Here is a 16088-nt window from a genome sequence, read left to right on the forward strand (position 1 = left end):
CAGTATAATCAATCTTGTAAAAATAACGCAATAAAAACAAGGAGTAGACCTATTTCATTTCACAAGATGCTCCTTGTTTTTATATTTGCCATTTTATTGTCTAAATATATGGTAAAATATGGATGTTATTGTACAATAATTGAAATGTCAGTTAATCCAGTTTTGACAAGAACTTGATCCCTTAAATTAATAAAAGCCGCGATTTACGCGGCAATTAATGAAATAATGTTCTTGTCACCTGACACCATCTCTTGCTTCTCACAAATCTTCTTTATGCAGCCAAACGCTCACGTCACTGAAGGTGAAATCTCACCGACCAGTAACATGAGCGCTCAGAGGCTAATTGATTCTATTCTGAAAAATGTTATTGTTTACCCCTAAGTCTTTTATATTATGCGACTTATTCTTTTTAATCTCATTACCAAATACCATGCTCCCAGTATGCGATGCTCGAATAATCACTCCATTGTTAATGTTTTTCTTAATTTCATTTCCCTGAATGTCATTATAATCAGAGTCAATTTGAATGCCACTTTGATGATTATCCTTAATTTCGTTAAGTCCTGCAAAGTTATAATTAAATGAGAGCAACAAGCCATTCTCGCGATTTCCTTTTATCTTACTGTTCACAATATAATTATTCGTGCTTTGTGCATCCACGGCGTTAGATCCATTTGAGTATAACTTATTATTTAGGATTAGGTGATTCTCAGATCCTCTGATCTGAATCCCCACTCCCTTATTTTTGGAAATTTTATTATCTACTATCGCATCATGAATACTGTCTAGGACTTCGATCCCGTGGGCGGCGTTATATTGTAGTTTGTTTTGAATGACCCAGTTTCCTGTAACCACATTTAAACTCATCCCAGTGCCTGTTCCTGCTTTGCCAATTCGCTCGATCGTATTCTTCATGAAAAAATTACCCACGGAATTCGTTACAAATATACCAACTGGTTGGCTGGTCCCTTCTATCTTACTGATTTTGTTATGAAGAATCCGATTCGATTTTCCACTAAAGATCCGAATACCTCCGGAAATATAGTTCTTTATTATAAATCCTTCAATTTCGACACCTGCCACGTCATTCAGCGCAAAGGCTTCAAGCAGAGTATGACTTCCGTCTAAAATCGCACCCTGTCTGATTTTAGAAATGATGCGAATGTTGCTTTTCTCACTAGCAATTTGAACATCTTCACGATAAACACCTGGATGCACCCGTATAACGTCCCCAGGGTTGGACAAAGTAACAGCATCTTGAATAGCTGTCGAACTGTTAGGATACACGTCAATGATCGCCATTCTATCACCACCATTCATTAGAATCTACTAGCTGGTAACAGTAAATTCTAACCAATGTTATTATGCACCGAACAATTGACTACTGAGTTTCAATTATTTTCATGTCTATATCACAACCTCGAACTCGTAGAAAACGCTCCCGATTGCAGCCATCGCACGTCTATTTGTGGCGGCTGCTCCGGGAGTATTGTTTGTCGGTCAGCTAGGTCATTGCCCCCGCCCATCCTGCATAAGCGCTATCCCTACTCCAGCTCATCCAGCCTCCTCGATCGTTAGCCCACGCACATGTGTTATGTAGGCACATTTGTATCATTGGACAGTTATTTTGCAAATCTCCCTACATTGTAATAACAGACAACATTTCACTTTACAAATGAAAATACTTTTGCAATAATCACAGCGGCCTGGCTATCTCACTTTATTCTTCTTCGAACAGTTTCTCGCCGCGATGGAGGCGCCATGCAATTTTCGCCGTATGAGGAGTCTCGCGGGAAGTCGGAGCATGAGCCGCCAAATAACGGGTTACCGCAAGGATCAGCGTTTCCCGGGCTTTCTCAGCGAACGGACCCGACTCGGAAGTCCAGCGGTCATATTCCGATACGGCCGCCTCGTACATTTGAAAGGAGTGGAATTCCGCATCCTCTCGAAGCAGCGCATGACCCAATACGCTAAATAAAGGCTCCGGTTTTCCGCCGCTGCGCAGATAGCGGATCACCCATGCCGCTGCCGGTGCCACCTGCTGCTGTTTGTCGAGAATCTCAAGCAGCTCCGCGGGCTGTGGCACTTCCTCAGCCGCGCCAGTTGCAGTCGGTCTCGGGGCAGCCGGGATGTTCAAAAACCGGTCGAGGTAAATCGTAGCCGCCGTATGGAAAATGCCGCGAACCAGCCATGGGTCGGTGGAACGAATCAAGCCTTCGTGAACGGCGTGAGCATGTGTAAACGTGTGTAGCACCGAAATCCAGTCCCCGAAATCGTTCTGCGTATGGAAGCGGACGACCCGTTCCGCCGCAGCCAATGCTGCAATTTGCGAGATGCGCACTGGAGAGGCGCCGCCGAGCAAAGCTTCCTTTAGCACGCGAACGGTCCGCAACGGTTCGTCTCCGAGCAGCGTTTGGAGAAGCACCTCGTCGTCGAAGCCGGAGCCCCCGCTATCTGACGAAACACCCTTATTGGACAGATCTTCGAACGCTTCCTTCAACGGTTGAACCAAATTGACCGGAGACTGCCAGCTGTGAAGCTCTTCGCTGCGAGAGGCGTCTCCAAACATCGGAACGAGCGAAGCGAGGACATATTTTCGCTGCTCAAGCCCGACATACTTCAAGCTCTCGAATGCTTTATTATGGAAATCCAGTGTGTGGCCTCCATTAATATAGAAATGTTCCGTCGCCGCAATGCTCATCATTGAAAACAACCGCTTCTCATCCGCCCCCGCCTGAACGGCGGTCAACAGCACCCGTTCGGCACCGCGCGTATCCCGAACCTCGATGCAATCGCGGTACCATCCCGACAACCGTTCTTCGGAGACGCCCGTATTCGGGAGCGGATCGAGCAAGTAGCGCGTTCCGCTTCCGGCTGAGTCACGCGCCGTACGCAGCAACCCTTGAAACAACGCAAGGATACGGCCTTGTTTATCAAGCTTGGGCAGGACGTTAGCCATCGCGGTAAGAATCGTTAATCCGGAACCCCACCCTTGCCTCCGCTGTTTGACCCCGAATTCGATCCCGATCGCTGTGATTTCCGTTTCGGGAACGCCCGCCTCCATTAATCCGACTATGGCCTTGGCGATGACAAGGCCGATATTTTGCTCAAGGCCGCTCAGAAGCCGGTCTTTATACAGCTGTATTTGATTGCCGTTCCGGGAATTCGGGTTTACCCATATTAATCCATCATGAACGGTTATGTCGTGTACCGGAACATCGTCGGCCCAAGGGTCGAGCGTTCCACCGCTGCATACGTCAAATCGCGCGTGATGCCAATGACATGTCAAAATTCCGTTGCACAAACTTCCCATGTGGAGGGGAAAACCGAGGTGAGGGCATCGGTTGTCAAGTGCATGCACTTCCTCCTCGTGATAGAAAACTACAATGCCCCCCTTGATCAGTTTCGGACCTTGCTCTCGAAGTTCCTCTACTGTACCCGCCTGGATCCAACCTTTCATGAAAACGCCTCCATTTCTTGGTATAATGTAATTTCCTTATTTATACAATACCATACTTTGGATACTTTATAAATATGTATATTTATAAAGTCGAATCACTCTTTTACTTTGTATCTTCACCGAAAAACATCCTTCGACATTAAATGGCAATATTACTAGTCTACAATACGAGTGATGCGCATTTAGTCTGATTAATATTTAACAATATTAATTAATATTTAATCAACAAAACAAAACTAAAACAATATCTTTATCCTCAGCCGGCCCTTTCCCCAAGCGGAAAGTAACTGTTCCGATCTCTTCTATCATGACCGATGTGATTTGTTGAATTTCATCAATTTTGAATTCGCTAGTATTGCAGCAAAAAATTGACTCTGCTTGCTATGATTTTGTCAAAACCGTTGCCAGGTCTGCCCCTGCGGTGAAGGAAGACAGGCCGCTCTGTAGAATACGTTGAACACATGATCCAAGTGTGGAGGTACCCATGAAACTAAATAAATCAAATGTGGCAGTCAATCCGTATTGTTTGCTGTTTATCAGTATTCTTGAACTAAGTACGACTGGCTTCTTGTTTTATCGGCTGGTTTTTTTCTTGGATTACATTTTTTATTTTGGATGGAGTCTTTATTTTATACATCGGTAGCAAGTTCAATGGTTATTTTGACTTTACAACCTCTATTCGTAATGATTGGATCTTATTTAATATTTAAAGAGCGAGTAAACAAATTAATGGTACTGTGTATGATAACTGCTGTTTTCGGATCTATCATTATAGCTTGGGGAGATATAGGCGTTTCAAGAGAAGCGCTGACTGGAGATTTACTTTCCTTATTGGGGACTGTCGCTATTTCTGCTTATATGCTAGCAGGGCAAAAAGTGAGTCATAAAATTCCAGCTAATGTATACAGCGTTATTGTTTTCATTGGTGGTAGCGTCATGCTGATATACAGCCTAATGAACCATTTTACTTTAATAGACTATAGTTCCTCTGATTGGATGTACTTTTTATTACTTGCCTTAATTCCAACTATATTTGGACATCTTATATTTAATCTGTTGCTAAAATCAATCGGTGCAACTACTGTTTCAGTGGGTGTTATTGGTGAACCTGTTCTTGCCATAATTCTTGCTTACTTTATCTTGGGAGAAGCCGTTAGCTCTTTCCAAATCTTTGGAGGATTATTTACAATAGTAGGAATGGGATTTTATTTTTGGGTTAAGTCTAAATGATCACTTTCACACAAATGTCACGTTAGCGTAATACGATAAATGATTTAACCAATTCATTGGCTCTTAGGGGTATCTCCCACCATTCGTCCGCCATTCATAACCAGCCATTCCCCGGTCTCCCAATCCGACAGTTCCAGGCTTGCCGGTTTATAGTATAAATCGAACCGGATGGCCATCTCCCTTTCCCAGGGATGACGAATGAATAATGATCGAAAAATCTCGTCCAGCCCTGGGATCGCGAAGCCGATCGGGTCAGGGAAAAGCGCCTCGGACTCCTTCCTCGATAGATCTGTCTCCAATGCGAATTGGAAAATCGGACTTTTCGTATACTTATCGTGAACAAGCTCAAACTTAGGCGTTCTCTTGACAGAGAAGTTGGTAATATCAGTCTCGAATTCGCCCTCCTCAGCGGGAAGAATGAACGGCCAGTCCTCGCCTGGGTAACGATAAAGATTCGCCCTTTCAGCCAATTCCGACAACAATACCGTCCAATCCGAAGGTGTGATTGAAGCCGTAGGGATGTTCACGCCCGCGTGATCCATTCCGATCAACCTACCTTCAAGTATCTTGTACAGTTGCTCCATCGAAAGCACTCCCTCTTGTACGGACTCGATACTTTCGACACCGTAACCTAGAGGAATAGGTCTATCCGAATCTTCACTAGTGCTCCAATATACGGCGGGTAAGGTCCCATTGTCCCACCGGAATCCGACCCTAGGCAAAGCCGTACTGCTCTGTCTAAACGAGGGGATATATTCTAGTAGATGGAGAAAATGGGTACCCCACTCTCGCTCCTCTTCCGTGTTCTGCGGGAAAACAAATGTAAGCTCGCTAATCCGTTTCATTTTAAATACCTCCCAATATTTATGGCATAACCGTTGATTCTATTTCTGAGCACACTATAGGTCTATCTAATATTAGAACAAATGTTCGTGAATGTAAATATTTAATTTCCTTATTTTACCTTTATAAATCTGTCCGTTAGCTTAATACTCTGTCCAATTGATGATTGCGTTGTTTTGGCCAGTATATACCCACGTTATGTAACCATTGTCGGGAATGGGATAAAGTACTTGTCACCCGACAGTAATCCGGACTTTACTGACCCGTAAGCTGGTTTGAGTCCAGCCGTCATGAGCAAATGCGTTCATGGCCATGGGAGCTTATTTTTTCGCCGACAACCACTCCGAGAGCGACTGTACTTCTTCATCCTTTAATTTGCCTTTATAGCTTGGCATACCTCCGCCTCCGTTTTGAATTTTGGTCGCAATTTGCTCTTTACCAAGCTTGGCCCCTATCTTCTGTAAGCCGGGTCCAGCTTTGCCCTCCAGATTGACTCCATGACAAGCCATACAACTGCTTTTGTAAATAGTCTCTGCATCTGCAGCACCACTTTGTGTAGTAGCAGCTGTCTGCTTTTTGTCCATAGTACTTCCTTGGGTGCTACCACATGCCGTCATTCCGACAAGTACCATACATCCGACTAAAACTAGCATCACTTGTTTAATCATAAGACTCTTCCTCCTTTAGTTTAGGTACGTCCTCTGAACCAGCCCTTCTCATATGCGTATCGCATAAGCTGCACCCGATTGTCCAAGTGAAGCTTGTGTAAAATATTTTTCAAATGATTTTTCACCGTATGCTCTGATATAGCAAGTGATTCTGAAATTTCCCGGTTGCTTTTGCCTTGGGCCACACATTCCAATATTTGCTTTTCACGCGCTGTAAGCGGTGAATGCTCGGGAACGCTTGTTTTGATGGAAGAAAACTCCTGAAGCAGACGCACGGCGACTTCCCTTGACATGGGAGCTTCATCGATAGCCACCGCTCGAAGATATTCATGCCAGGATACAGGATTTAAATTTTTCAATAAATATCCCTGTGCTCCCTTCTTCAAGGCTTCAAAAAGGTGTGTAATATCATCAGATACGGTCACCATTACAATTTTTACATAAGGAAACCGCTCTTTTATAATTTTGGTAGCCTCTAAACCATCTAGCTGCGGCATATTAATATCCATCAATATAAGATCGGGCATCCACTGTTCAGCCAACGCAATAGCATCCCGACCATTCGTAGCCTCACACACAATATCGAACTCAGGTTCCATCTGAATAATTGCCCGCATGGCTTGACGTGCATGCGCGTGATCATCGACCAACATCAATCGTATGGGTTGAATTATAGCTAGCCCCTCCTTCCAACCTCGACCGTTGTTCCACTACTCTCTTGTTTAAAAGCTAAGAACCAGCCCATTTCCTGTGCTCTCTCCTTCATAATAGTAATACCAAACCCCTTGGGATTCGCCATGCTGTCTACCTGAATGCCGGTTCCATCATCGGTAACCTTGCATCTCCAGCCGTCCGCTTCTTCTTCCCCGATTACCCATGCATGTCGTGCATTTGCATGCTTGTACACATTAATGAGTGCTTCCCGTAAGGTTGCGTATAGCTCCACCTTTTCTTTTAATGAAAGTCGTTCTTCACGAAGCTGCCAGTTCAATTCAGCTGCAATGCCTGTATCTTTCTTGAAATCAAGGACCAGATTGTGAATAGACTCTCCCCATGGCTTGGAATCGGCGACAGGTGGATAACGCAAGCTGGCAATGGCATGTCTGACATATTCATTAACTTGATGGACCGTTTTGCGGAAGCTGTTTAACGGTTCTTTCCTCTTCTCATTTCCCTGCTCCATTTGGTCTACCTTAACAGAAAGCAGAAATAGGGATTGAGCAATGCCATCATGAAGCTCCCTAGATATTTTCTCGCGTTCCATAAGAGCCGCTTTATCGCTTCTTTCCTGCTGCAACATTTCTTGAAGAACCTCCAGCATCCAGAACAGCTTGCGCAATAAAGTCATGGTCACTACGAATACAAGCAGGGGAGCCAGCCAGTTCCCAAGCTCCATAGAAATATAGGGTAATAAAAACGTATGACGTACATACTCCCATAAGCCGATCGTTAGGGTGGGTATGATCAGAATAAGACTTTTAATGTTTTTATACAGCATAGTACTACTCCTTCCTTAATCTTCTTTTTAATCTAACCATAATTTTCAATAAAAACCTATGACTCGTAAGAGCTATCTGTTATCGAGTTCTTCACCTGACTGTAACGAAGTGGCCTGATAGCATCTCAACCTGACTCAAAAGTGCTATATACAAGCATTCAGGCAAAATGCTAGTATATTCGAGAAAAAACCGAAGGGAGACTACCTATGCTCAAGTGGACAATGGCTTTGCTATGCGGCATTGCCTGTGTGGTTGGGATAAGCGTACTGTTCATCCAAGTGAACAACCATCAAGGGGAAATACAACAGGCAGCCACGGCACCCGCAATGCCGGATGCTCCGTTAAATGCCCAGGCGGCAGAGGCGATTTACAAGCAATCCTGCATCGCATGTCATGGAACGGATTTGGAGGGGAAAATGGGTCCCAACCTCCAGAAGGTTGGCGGCAAGCTGTCGGATCAACAGCTCTACAAGCTCATTCAAAGCGGTAGAGGCGGAATGCCTGCTTTTAAAGGAACGATTAAAGATGAAGAAATAGCCAATCTGGCTCGTTGGTTGGCCGAGAAAAAATAACATGAAGTAAACAGGCCGCAAAGCTTTATCAGCTTTGCGGCCTGTTACTTGTAATCTACATACATGCTTGATTAATTCTGTTCATTTCGCGGAGATTCCTTAACATATGGAGCCAGGTAAAGCTCTCTTACCTCATGCCTGATCCAACTCATTAAACTTAAAACAATTAGCAATAATACCAAAGACGACACAAACAGCCGGCGATTATCAGCCTTCATCAATTTGAGAAGCATGCAGCTTAAAACAACAGCCAATGCTATTGCCAAAACGAGCAAACCTGTATGAAATAATGATCCACCCATGAAAGCCTTCTTGACACTGGCATCCATACTTAATAACAATAGTGGACCTGCTGCAACCTGCAGCAAGGTAAAGCTCGCTGCAAGTCTTTTTCCGAATCGTCTGTTTTCTCTTGCAACCGGATCATGGGAATGGCGATGCGATCTTCCCCACCACCAATACATATACATACCTGTCATGGTAAAGCTCGCAGCCATGAAATGCATATACCGCTGCCAAATAGTTGGATAATGAAACAGCGACCCCCAGAAACCTCTTGTTACGTCCCATAGCTCTGGTTGCAGCATGGAAGCAACATTAGTAATAAACAAAAGCGGAATAAATAGGAGAATCCCCATACCTAACAGACCCCAAAATAGATGCATCCTTTTACGATCGCGCCATACTTCCCATGTAAACTTATACACATACAAGGCCAGAAAAGCGACGATTAGTAGAGGAATCATCATGAGCCACATATGCCCGATCAATATGGTTGAAGGGTAAAAGAACTGCGTGTAGATCGTACTAATGATTAATAAGGGTGCTACTCCAAGCACCACTGCAATGCTTTTAAAGATGGATATTTGTGTTGCCAGCTTGTAAGCCATACTGTCATAGATCCGTTCTTTTTTGACAATTCCTTTAATCTCCAGATAGACAGCGGATACGGTTCCCGCGACTAATAGATTGACAAACAGGATATGAAGGATAAAGCCTACAACGATTATAACCTCAAACATCGGCAGATTGCCCGGTATAGCCAGACCCAAATCATTCGGTACAGGCGATTCCATTCGTAACCATGCGTGATTCCCCATATATGATCCCCTCTCACATTTACTGATTCTATTTTTGTGAAGCAGCGTTGCTGCCAGCCTGCACCTGTTTCTCATTCACAACGCTATGAATATATGCAGCCAACGCTTTTACTTCCTCTTCATTGCCGGCAAACGGAGGCATAGCTGAGCGCACTTGGTGCATATTGGGGATAAAGGACGCGATGGCGTCTTCGCTCCATCCGTTGACACGTACAGCCATAGCTCTGCTTCGACGTGCTCCGTCTATACTGTGACAAGAAATGCATTGCATCCGAAACAGCTCCTCACCCGCCTGCAGCTTGTTCGTCTCCGTTACCTTTTGAATCCCGGATAATCTAGACTCTCTTAGCATACCTTCTTTCTTGTAGCGTTCCAAGTCCGATTTCAACACACCATTGGCATACATATAATTATAAATGACATAAGGCTTGCGAATATTTTCGCGGATGATTTCAAATTCGGCCAGCAGCAGCAGGGAAAATAACGCAGTAAATAGAGTTAGACCGATAGGGAAATTCGCTCTTCCATCAAGGAGCATAATCCCTAACACAAAAATCAGCAATAAGGCGGTTACGTTAATAATTGCGAAGGTGAAATCGCTCATACCGGAGCCCCACACAACGAGCGATTGTGCCTTTTCAGGTAAAGTGCGTTGATACCAGATCCCAGATGCGAGCATAAGAGGAACTGAAAGGAGCAGCCATTTTCCAAAGAGCTTTGCAACGGTTACACGGTCCAGTCTGTTTTTGACAAACCATCTCGTAACTGGAGCAAGCAAAGCGACTCCAAGTGTTATAGCCGTGAAGGTTCGGAACAAAGTTGAAGGAATCCAGGTCTCGTTAAGAAAGGCGCTCCAAAAGGATAAGGTTTCGGCCCAATTCCCAGGATTAATTTGTGCGGCCAATATACCCGTAATCAGTACCATAGTTAACCAGGACATTACGCATAAAGCGACTCCTGTGCGCAAATGCAGCTTCTTCTTATCCCCGCTCCATCGGTCCCATGTGTAGAAATACATCAGGATCAGAATAACCTCGGAGACAAATACGAGCCATTCCGTAAACCAGGCCCAGTGGAAAATACGGATCAGCGAACCAATCGCATAAGGCTGAATGATTGTCGTCGTGAACCAAATGCCTACCCCCGTCATGGCCCCAAGTGTGGTTGTAATAATCAAAACCCATTTGCTAAGCCATCTTGAAAAAGCCTCGAGACGCTCATTCTGCTGTTTAATCGCAACGTATTCGATAGAGACCATAAGTATTGAGCCTCCAATTGCGACCGCATGATTGATCATGACGTGCAGAACCGCCATCATACCAATCAAGTTTCCATTTCCGATCCAACCGAAATCTATTGTCGGAAAATCCATAATGCATTCAATCCCCTCTCCTTAAACAAATAAAAATCCTTGCCGTAAACGACAAGGATGATTATATCTAAATCGTGGTTCCTCAAAATGCCTCGTTAGAGCTACATTTATGAAATGTATTTGAACAGGCCACGCTGTTTACTATATATTTTTGTCAAGAGATAATGTCTGTGGTTTTTCTTACTAGATTCTGTAGCTTATCTACCTCACGTTTTAGCTTCTCATTTTCTTGTTTTAAGGAAATCATGAGGGAGAGTTCCGGAAGCGGTGCTTGATCAGTCTGTTCTCTAAGGCTTTCGATTTGTTGGCGAAGGTTTGATTGAGTATATAAAAAGGGCTTGGATACCCCAGCTTCCAGGGAAACCGTATTAAAATTAATTTTTTGATTCCGCTTCATTAGCCTTTCTATAGCTTCTTGTGCCTTCTTAAAGGCGTGTATCGTTTTTTGATTGCTGAATTGTTTGATACCATCTGTATTTCTTATTTTGCGCTTTGATCTACCGGTCGTATCTTCCTGACTTAGTCGTATGTTTCTATTCATCCTAATACCCTCCTTCAAGACATGTATATAGTCGATCTCCATTCCTATTATAGCCAAACGTTTCATGATTAAAATGACTACAAAGTGTCAAAGCCAGGTTAGTTATGGCAAAAATAAGGAGTTCTTGGACATACTTTCAAGTTTGTAATGACAATCTAGCCCTTTCGAGTTATGGGGCTTCTGTAAGGACTGTGCTATAATGAGGCCGATTCTACAACAGTCCGATGAATACATCGATTAAGGAGATAACGATGAACGCTTTTTTACGAAAGAATGGATTTAAATTGCTGGTTACATTGCTGTTTGCTCTGTTTATAGGTAGTGTCATTTCATGGCTTAATCAAGATAGTCCCGCGCTGCCCGTGATCAAGCAGGCTCCCTCATTTACTTTAAACAGTCTTAAAGGAGAAAAGGTACAATTAAGCGATTTTGCTGGAAAAGTACGACTGATCGAGTTTTTATTTACCAGTTGCCCGGACGTTTGTCCCATGACCACTTACAATATGGTGAAGCTGCAGAATGAGCTTAAAAAGGAAGGGATTTGGGGAAACAAGGTACAATTTTTATCAATTACCTTTGATCCGCTCAAGGACACACCTGAAGAATTCAAGAAGTATGGGGATCGTATGGGGATGGACTATGATGGATGGAAGCTGTTGACTGGGACTGAGGCAGAAACCGGAGAGGTTGCCAAAAGCTTTGGTGTCATGGTACAGAAGATGCCGGATGGCTCATTTGTCCATACCGTGACCTCCTTGTTTCTCGTCGATGGAGCAGGAAAAATTCGAAAAGTGTTTGCTATGGGCGAAGGTATGGACAATGAGGATATACTACAAAAAATCCGGCAAATTGCCGGATCAGTCAAGTAACGGAATATTGTCTTAATAACAAAGCAGGTTTACTTATACAAGCAGAGGGTCCTCGGGATCCTCTGCTTCTTCTTTTTCCTTCTTGTACCATTGAAAGAATACATATGCCAAGTATAGTACCGTAAGCTATCTCCTGAACAATCTTAATCACGACCCCTCCTGTCGCTGATCCATAATCGAAGTCAGCCACGAAATGGAGATATCTGGTTTATCCTTTGTTATATTGTCGGAGGTGGCTATGGAAATAGACTCCACTCAGTACCGAACGAATGACTATATTAAGTATGCATAAAGTTTACCAGTATCCTCTGTTAGCACAAAAGGCAACCGATCCAATTCCGGCCGGCTGCCTTGGAACATATATAAGGTATTTTTTAACCAAAATCCTAAAAACGAAACTGCTTCGCTGCTCCTTTACGTATCATCTATTTAATCTTTCAAAGCAAAATCCACTGCATATTCAGCATGGATTTTCGTTGTATCAAATATAGGAACACTGCAATCCAGTTGAGATATTAATAAGGTGATTTCTGTGCAGCCAAGGATAACGGCTTCTATCCCGTCATGGACAAGACTATTAATTATCTCTAAGTAGGACTGTTTCGAATTTTCATTAATAATTCCGAGACAAAGTTCCTCATAGATGATATCATGTACAATCTTCCTATCTGCTTCATCTGGAACGATAACATCAAGTCCAAATTTTTCAATAAGTCTACCCTTGTAAAAATCTTGTTCCATCGTAAAAGCAGTACCGAGTAAAGCGACTTTTTTAATACCACATTCAACAATTTCATTTGCCGTTGCATCAGCTATATGCAGTAATGGTATTGAGACCGATTCTTCTACTTCATTTGCCATCTTGTGCATGGTATTCGTGCATATGACAATGCAATCTGATCCGCCAGATTCGAGTTTTTGTGCAGAATCAGTCATGATTTTTGTGGCTTCATCCCAGTTTCCCTCATATTGGAGAGTCTTGATCTCATGAAAATCCACCGAAATCATAAGACTTTTTGCAGAATGGTGTCCGCCTAATTTTTCCTTTACACGCTGATTGATGATTTGGTAATAAAGCAAAGATGACTCCCAACTCATTCCACCTATTAGCCCAATTGTTTTTATAGTTAAACACCTCTGAATTAAATATTTATTACATATTAACATTATTACCCATTCAAATGATAGATTAGTTGCACAACGCCTGAGGAGAACGTTCTTGTATTAACCATTTTTAAATTCAACCTCTGTTTAATATCAATAAACAACGGTTTTCCTTCTCCCAAAATAACAGGGTGAACAGATAATCTAAATTCATCAACAAGCCCTAAATTGATAAAAGTTGTAATAAGACTCGCTCCGCCATATAACCAGATGTCTTTACCAGGCTTATTCTTTAATTTATTTACTTCTTCAAGAATATTATCATTTATAAATAATGCTTTAGTATCAGTCCCTTTTTGCGTTCTGGAAAACACATATTTTTCTTTACTATGAACCAATCCCCACATTTCTTTTTCAGTTTCAGTATCTTCAATTTCTGGAGTAAATTGTCCCCACATATCATAGCTTTTTCTTCCGTATAAAATAGTATCAATTTGATTCAAGAAATTAATAAACCCTATCTCAGAGTCCATAATGCACCAATCAACTTCCCCATTTTTCCCTTCAATAAAACCATCTAAAGTAACTGCTAAATCTAAAATTATTCTTCGTTTCATGATTTGTTACTCCTTTCGTTGATCTACCATTCATTATAGACCTTAAATATGTCACCTTGTGTCATATTAGTACCGGAAAGGTAACTTTTCAACTATGGAAAAGGAACTGCCGCGAAGCGAGTCCTCCACTATCGTTTTCCGTTAGCACAATGATCTACTCTATCAAGAGTTTATTTTTGGACAACTGAACTTACCGTTTCTTTCTCATTTTGTGCCTCACCATGTCCTGCACCGAACAAGTTCAAAATCACAACCCCAATTACGATTAAAGATATACCTACAATGCTTCCAGTGTTTATTTTTTCTTTCCAAATTAGGACCGAAATAAGCGTCGTTGCTACTGCGCCTACCCCTGACCAGATAGCGTAAGTCATGTTTAAGGGAAGTGCTTTGAGTGCAAGCGAGAGAAAATAGAACGAGGTAACAAAGGCAACTAGCGTGAATAGAGTTGGATATAGTTTAGTGAATCCTTGTGATGCCTTAAGCATCGATGTATCGATCAACTCACCAATGATAGAGATTGCCAAGAAAAAATATGCCATTATTTTTCCTCCTCTAAATTTGCTTTCAGTCCATCAATAATTTTTTGTCTTAGTTCTCCCTTTGGGGGAGCCAGCCCAAACATTTCAGCAAACCATAATCCATCTATTGCTAAACGTATCATCGTCGATCGAACAGGGTCTAATCCGTCATTCGATTGTTTAAACTTCATAATAAAGAGCGCCTCCTTGATGGTGTTGGGTATTTACCCGTCGACAATCCCATCATACCGAGGCGCTCTTTTTTTGACAAAGCCCATTTCTTAGGCTATACAGGAATGTTTAGCGCAATGTGGTGTAGCGCGGCGTTGCGAACGAAATATCGGATCAACCGCTACACTTGCGTTTTGCTTCTTTTAATATTCTCGCTTAATTACAAAAAACGTGCCTCGAATTGTTCCAGCTAGTTTTGACTTCTGTCTAGCAAACTTAAACTTCTTCTCTTCTAACTCTTTTGGTACCTCCATCCCCTCAGAAAGCTTAAAACCAACGGCCCGCTTCTTAGGGTTATCAAGGGTATACAGGACGTTGACCGCTAGACCATCCTCATAAAAGACGAAGGTCCATTTGATATTTTCCACTTGAAGACATGTCGTTTCTAAAGGTTTGGCCGCAAACTCAATATCACGTTCTTCTTTCAAAATTCGGTTCACATAATCGAGGGTCTCCTGGCTTTCACTAGCTGGTACCACTGTAAATTCATGCTTGTATTTGTTCATGAAATAACGAGCTTCATTCGCACGTAAACCAGCAAGCGCATCTGCTACAGGTGAAGATTCTAAGCCAACCGTAGACACATTTTTAAAATCAACGATATAGGACATTTTTATCGCTCCTTTTATCACTTTTTTATACAGGAATCCACATTTCACTAAAAACTAAGCCGTTCGGATTATGTTGATTCGAGTCAAAGCATTGAATATCTGAAACAGAATTGTTTTACAATTCAACCAATACTTTTTCAAGCTGTCCGCACATGCTCGTCCAGCCGTATTTTGCACCTCCGAGCGCTTGAACTTTGCTGAAGCCGTTGTGATCAAGATGCAGATGGACAGTTCCGTCTTTATTTTCTTGCAATGTCCAGATGATCGTAGTGTTCTCTCCGCCGCTGTCCCAAGTATATGACAAACGGTGCGGCTCGACGACTTCCAGCACTTCGCAATGGATGATGCCATCCCACCCTTCGACCGGCTCCCTTCGGAACTGAAAACGGTGGCCGACAATAGGTTTGAAATCGTTGTCCATGACCCATTTCGCCAGCTTATCGGAGTCGGTCAAGGCGTTCCACACCTGCTTGATTGAACTTTTGAATTGAAAGTCGAGCGATAGATCCTGCTTCATTCCTGTTCCTCCTTAAGAAGTTGATCCAGACGAACCATATTTTGTTTCCAAAATTTCTCGTAGTACGACAACCAATCCTGAAGCTCCTTCAGCGGTGCGGGATTGAGACTGTTTCGCGTCTCACGGCCAACTTTACGCTCACTCACGAGGCCGGCTTCCTTCAAAATCGTCAAATGCTTGGAGACTGCGGTTCGGCCCATCGCAAAATGCGGAGTTAACCGATTGAGCGGCAATTCTTCGGCATCCGCCAGCAGCCGAATGATTTCACGCCGGGTCGGATCGGCCACGGCATAATAGACATCCCGTGTCTGTGCAACTGCGCTCATCATCATC

19 protein-coding genes and 1 pseudogene are annotated in these 16088 nt (G+C 43.0%); 4 read left to right on the forward strand and 16 right to left on the reverse strand.

The annotated features are described in order from the left end of the window. Positions 1-339 precede the first annotated feature (339 nt). Both NV381_RS12660 and NV381_RS12665 read right to left on the reverse strand, forming a co-directional pair. The gene (locus tag NV381_RS12660) at positions 340-1302 is read right to left on the reverse strand and encodes a right-handed parallel beta-helix repeat-containing protein (protein ID WP_258213654.1); all 963 of its coding nucleotides are present in this window, start codon (positions 1300-1302) and stop codon (positions 340-342) included. Between the two features lie 418 nt (positions 1303-1720). After that, positions 1721-3460, reverse strand: a complete 1740-nt coding sequence (locus NV381_RS12665) for a Rieske (2Fe-2S) protein (RefSeq protein WP_258213655.1) — start codon at positions 3458-3460, stop codon at positions 1721-1723. Positions 3461-4030: 570 nt separating this feature from the next. Between NV381_RS12665 and NV381_RS38445 the strand changes: the two are divergent. Then, positions 4031-4225 (forward strand): annotated as a pseudogene (locus tag NV381_RS38445) (EamA family transporter); the annotation flags it as partial. Beyond that, on the forward strand, positions 4202-4690 hold the full coding sequence (locus NV381_RS12670) for a DMT family transporter (protein WP_419182266.1): 489 nt from the start codon (positions 4202-4204) through the stop codon (positions 4688-4690). The pseudogene NV381_RS38445 and the gene NV381_RS12670, both read left to right, overlap by 24 nt. Before the next feature lie 53 nt (positions 4691-4743). Here the strand turns inward: NV381_RS12670 and NV381_RS12675 are convergent, their stop codons facing one another. The 4 genes from NV381_RS12675 to NV381_RS12690 form a co-directional block, all read right to left on the reverse strand. Further along, the gene (locus tag NV381_RS12675) at positions 4744-5535 is read right to left on the reverse strand and encodes a hypothetical protein (RefSeq protein ID WP_258213657.1); all 792 of its coding nucleotides are present in this window, start codon (positions 5533-5535) and stop codon (positions 4744-4746) included. A gap of 318 nt (positions 5536-5853) precedes the next feature. Beyond that, positions 5854-6201 (reverse strand): c-type cytochrome, encoded by a 348-nt coding sequence (locus NV381_RS12680; RefSeq protein WP_258213658.1) that lies wholly within the window; start codon positions 6199-6201, stop codon positions 5854-5856. A 20-nt stretch (positions 6202-6221) separates the two neighbouring features. Continuing rightward, entirely contained in the window at positions 6222-6854 is a 633-nt protein-coding gene (locus tag NV381_RS12685; RefSeq protein WP_258213659.1) for a response regulator, read from the reverse strand. 23 nt (positions 6855-6877) lie between these two features. Then, entirely contained in the window at positions 6878-7699 is an 822-nt protein-coding gene (locus NV381_RS12690) for a sensor histidine kinase (RefSeq protein WP_258213660.1), read from the reverse strand. Between the two features lie 207 nt (positions 7700-7906). On the opposite strand from NV381_RS12690, the gene NV381_RS12695 reads away from it, so the two are divergent. Beyond that, positions 7907-8272, forward strand: a complete 366-nt coding sequence (locus tag NV381_RS12695; protein WP_258213661.1) for a c-type cytochrome — start codon at positions 7907-7909, stop codon at positions 8270-8272. A gap of 71 nt (positions 8273-8343) precedes the next feature. Here the strand turns inward: NV381_RS12695 and NV381_RS12700 are convergent, their stop codons facing one another. From NV381_RS12700 to NV381_RS12710, 3 genes are all read right to left on the reverse strand, one after another. Continuing rightward, positions 8344-9372, reverse strand: a complete 1029-nt coding sequence (locus tag NV381_RS12700; protein ID WP_258213662.1) for a cytochrome c class I — start codon at positions 9370-9372, stop codon at positions 8344-8346. Positions 9373-9400: 28 nt separating this feature from the next. Continuing rightward, positions 9401-10744, reverse strand: coding sequence for a c-type cytochrome (locus NV381_RS12705; protein WP_258213663.1), 1344 nt, complete (start codon positions 10742-10744; stop codon positions 9401-9403). Positions 10745-10898: 154 nt separating this feature from the next. Beyond that, positions 10899-11285, reverse strand: coding sequence for a DUF6262 family protein (locus NV381_RS12710; protein ID WP_258213664.1), 387 nt, complete (start codon positions 11283-11285; stop codon positions 10899-10901). A 251-nt stretch (positions 11286-11536) separates the two neighbouring features. Here NV381_RS12710 and NV381_RS12715 point away from each other — a divergent pair, with 251 nt between their 5' ends. Next, positions 11537-12154 carry an SCO family protein gene (locus NV381_RS12715; RefSeq protein ID WP_258213665.1) on the forward strand — a complete coding sequence of 206 codons (618 nt, stop codon included), beginning with the start codon at positions 11537-11539 and terminating at the stop codon, positions 12152-12154. Between the two features lie 429 nt (positions 12155-12583). Here the strand turns inward: NV381_RS12715 and NV381_RS12720 are convergent, their stop codons facing one another. From NV381_RS12720 to NV381_RS12750, 7 genes are all read right to left on the reverse strand, one after another. After that, complete coding sequence (locus NV381_RS12720) at positions 12584-13279, reverse strand: aspartate/glutamate racemase family protein (RefSeq protein WP_258213817.1); 696 nt, start codon at positions 13277-13279, stop codon at positions 12584-12586. 44 nt (positions 13280-13323) lie between these two features. Beyond that, positions 13324-13875, reverse strand: a complete 552-nt coding sequence (locus NV381_RS12725) for a dihydrofolate reductase family protein (protein WP_258213666.1) — start codon at positions 13873-13875, stop codon at positions 13324-13326. 170 nt (positions 13876-14045) lie between these two features. Continuing rightward, positions 14046-14417 carry a DMT family transporter gene (locus NV381_RS12730; protein WP_258213667.1) on the reverse strand — a complete coding sequence of 124 codons (372 nt, stop codon included), beginning with the start codon at positions 14415-14417 and terminating at the stop codon, positions 14046-14048. Next, on the reverse strand, positions 14417-14587 hold the full coding sequence (locus NV381_RS12735) for a hypothetical protein (protein WP_258213668.1): 171 nt from the start codon (positions 14585-14587) through the stop codon (positions 14417-14419). The genes NV381_RS12730 and NV381_RS12735 overlap by 1 nt, the downstream gene beginning before the upstream one ends. A 183-nt stretch (positions 14588-14770) precedes the next feature. Beyond that, positions 14771-15238: a phage tail protein gene (locus tag NV381_RS12740; RefSeq protein WP_258213669.1), complete on the reverse strand. Its 468-nt coding sequence runs from the start codon at positions 15236-15238 to the stop codon at positions 14771-14773. Positions 15239-15353: 115 nt separating this feature from the next. After that, positions 15354-15755, reverse strand: coding sequence for an SRPBCC family protein (locus NV381_RS12745; RefSeq protein WP_258213670.1), 402 nt, complete (start codon positions 15753-15755; stop codon positions 15354-15356). Continuing rightward, the gene (locus tag NV381_RS12750) at positions 15752-16081 is read right to left on the reverse strand and encodes an ArsR/SmtB family transcription factor (RefSeq protein ID WP_258213671.1); all 330 of its coding nucleotides are present in this window, start codon (positions 16079-16081) and stop codon (positions 15752-15754) included. The genes NV381_RS12745 and NV381_RS12750 overlap by 4 nt, the downstream gene beginning before the upstream one ends. Positions 16082-16088: the final 7 nt, after the last annotated feature.

Source organism: Paenibacillus radicis (ex Xue et al. 2023), from assembly GCF_024722015.1.
In the GTDB taxonomy this organism is placed as follows: domain Bacteria; phylum Bacillota; class Bacilli; order Paenibacillales; family NBRC-103111; genus Paenibacillus_S.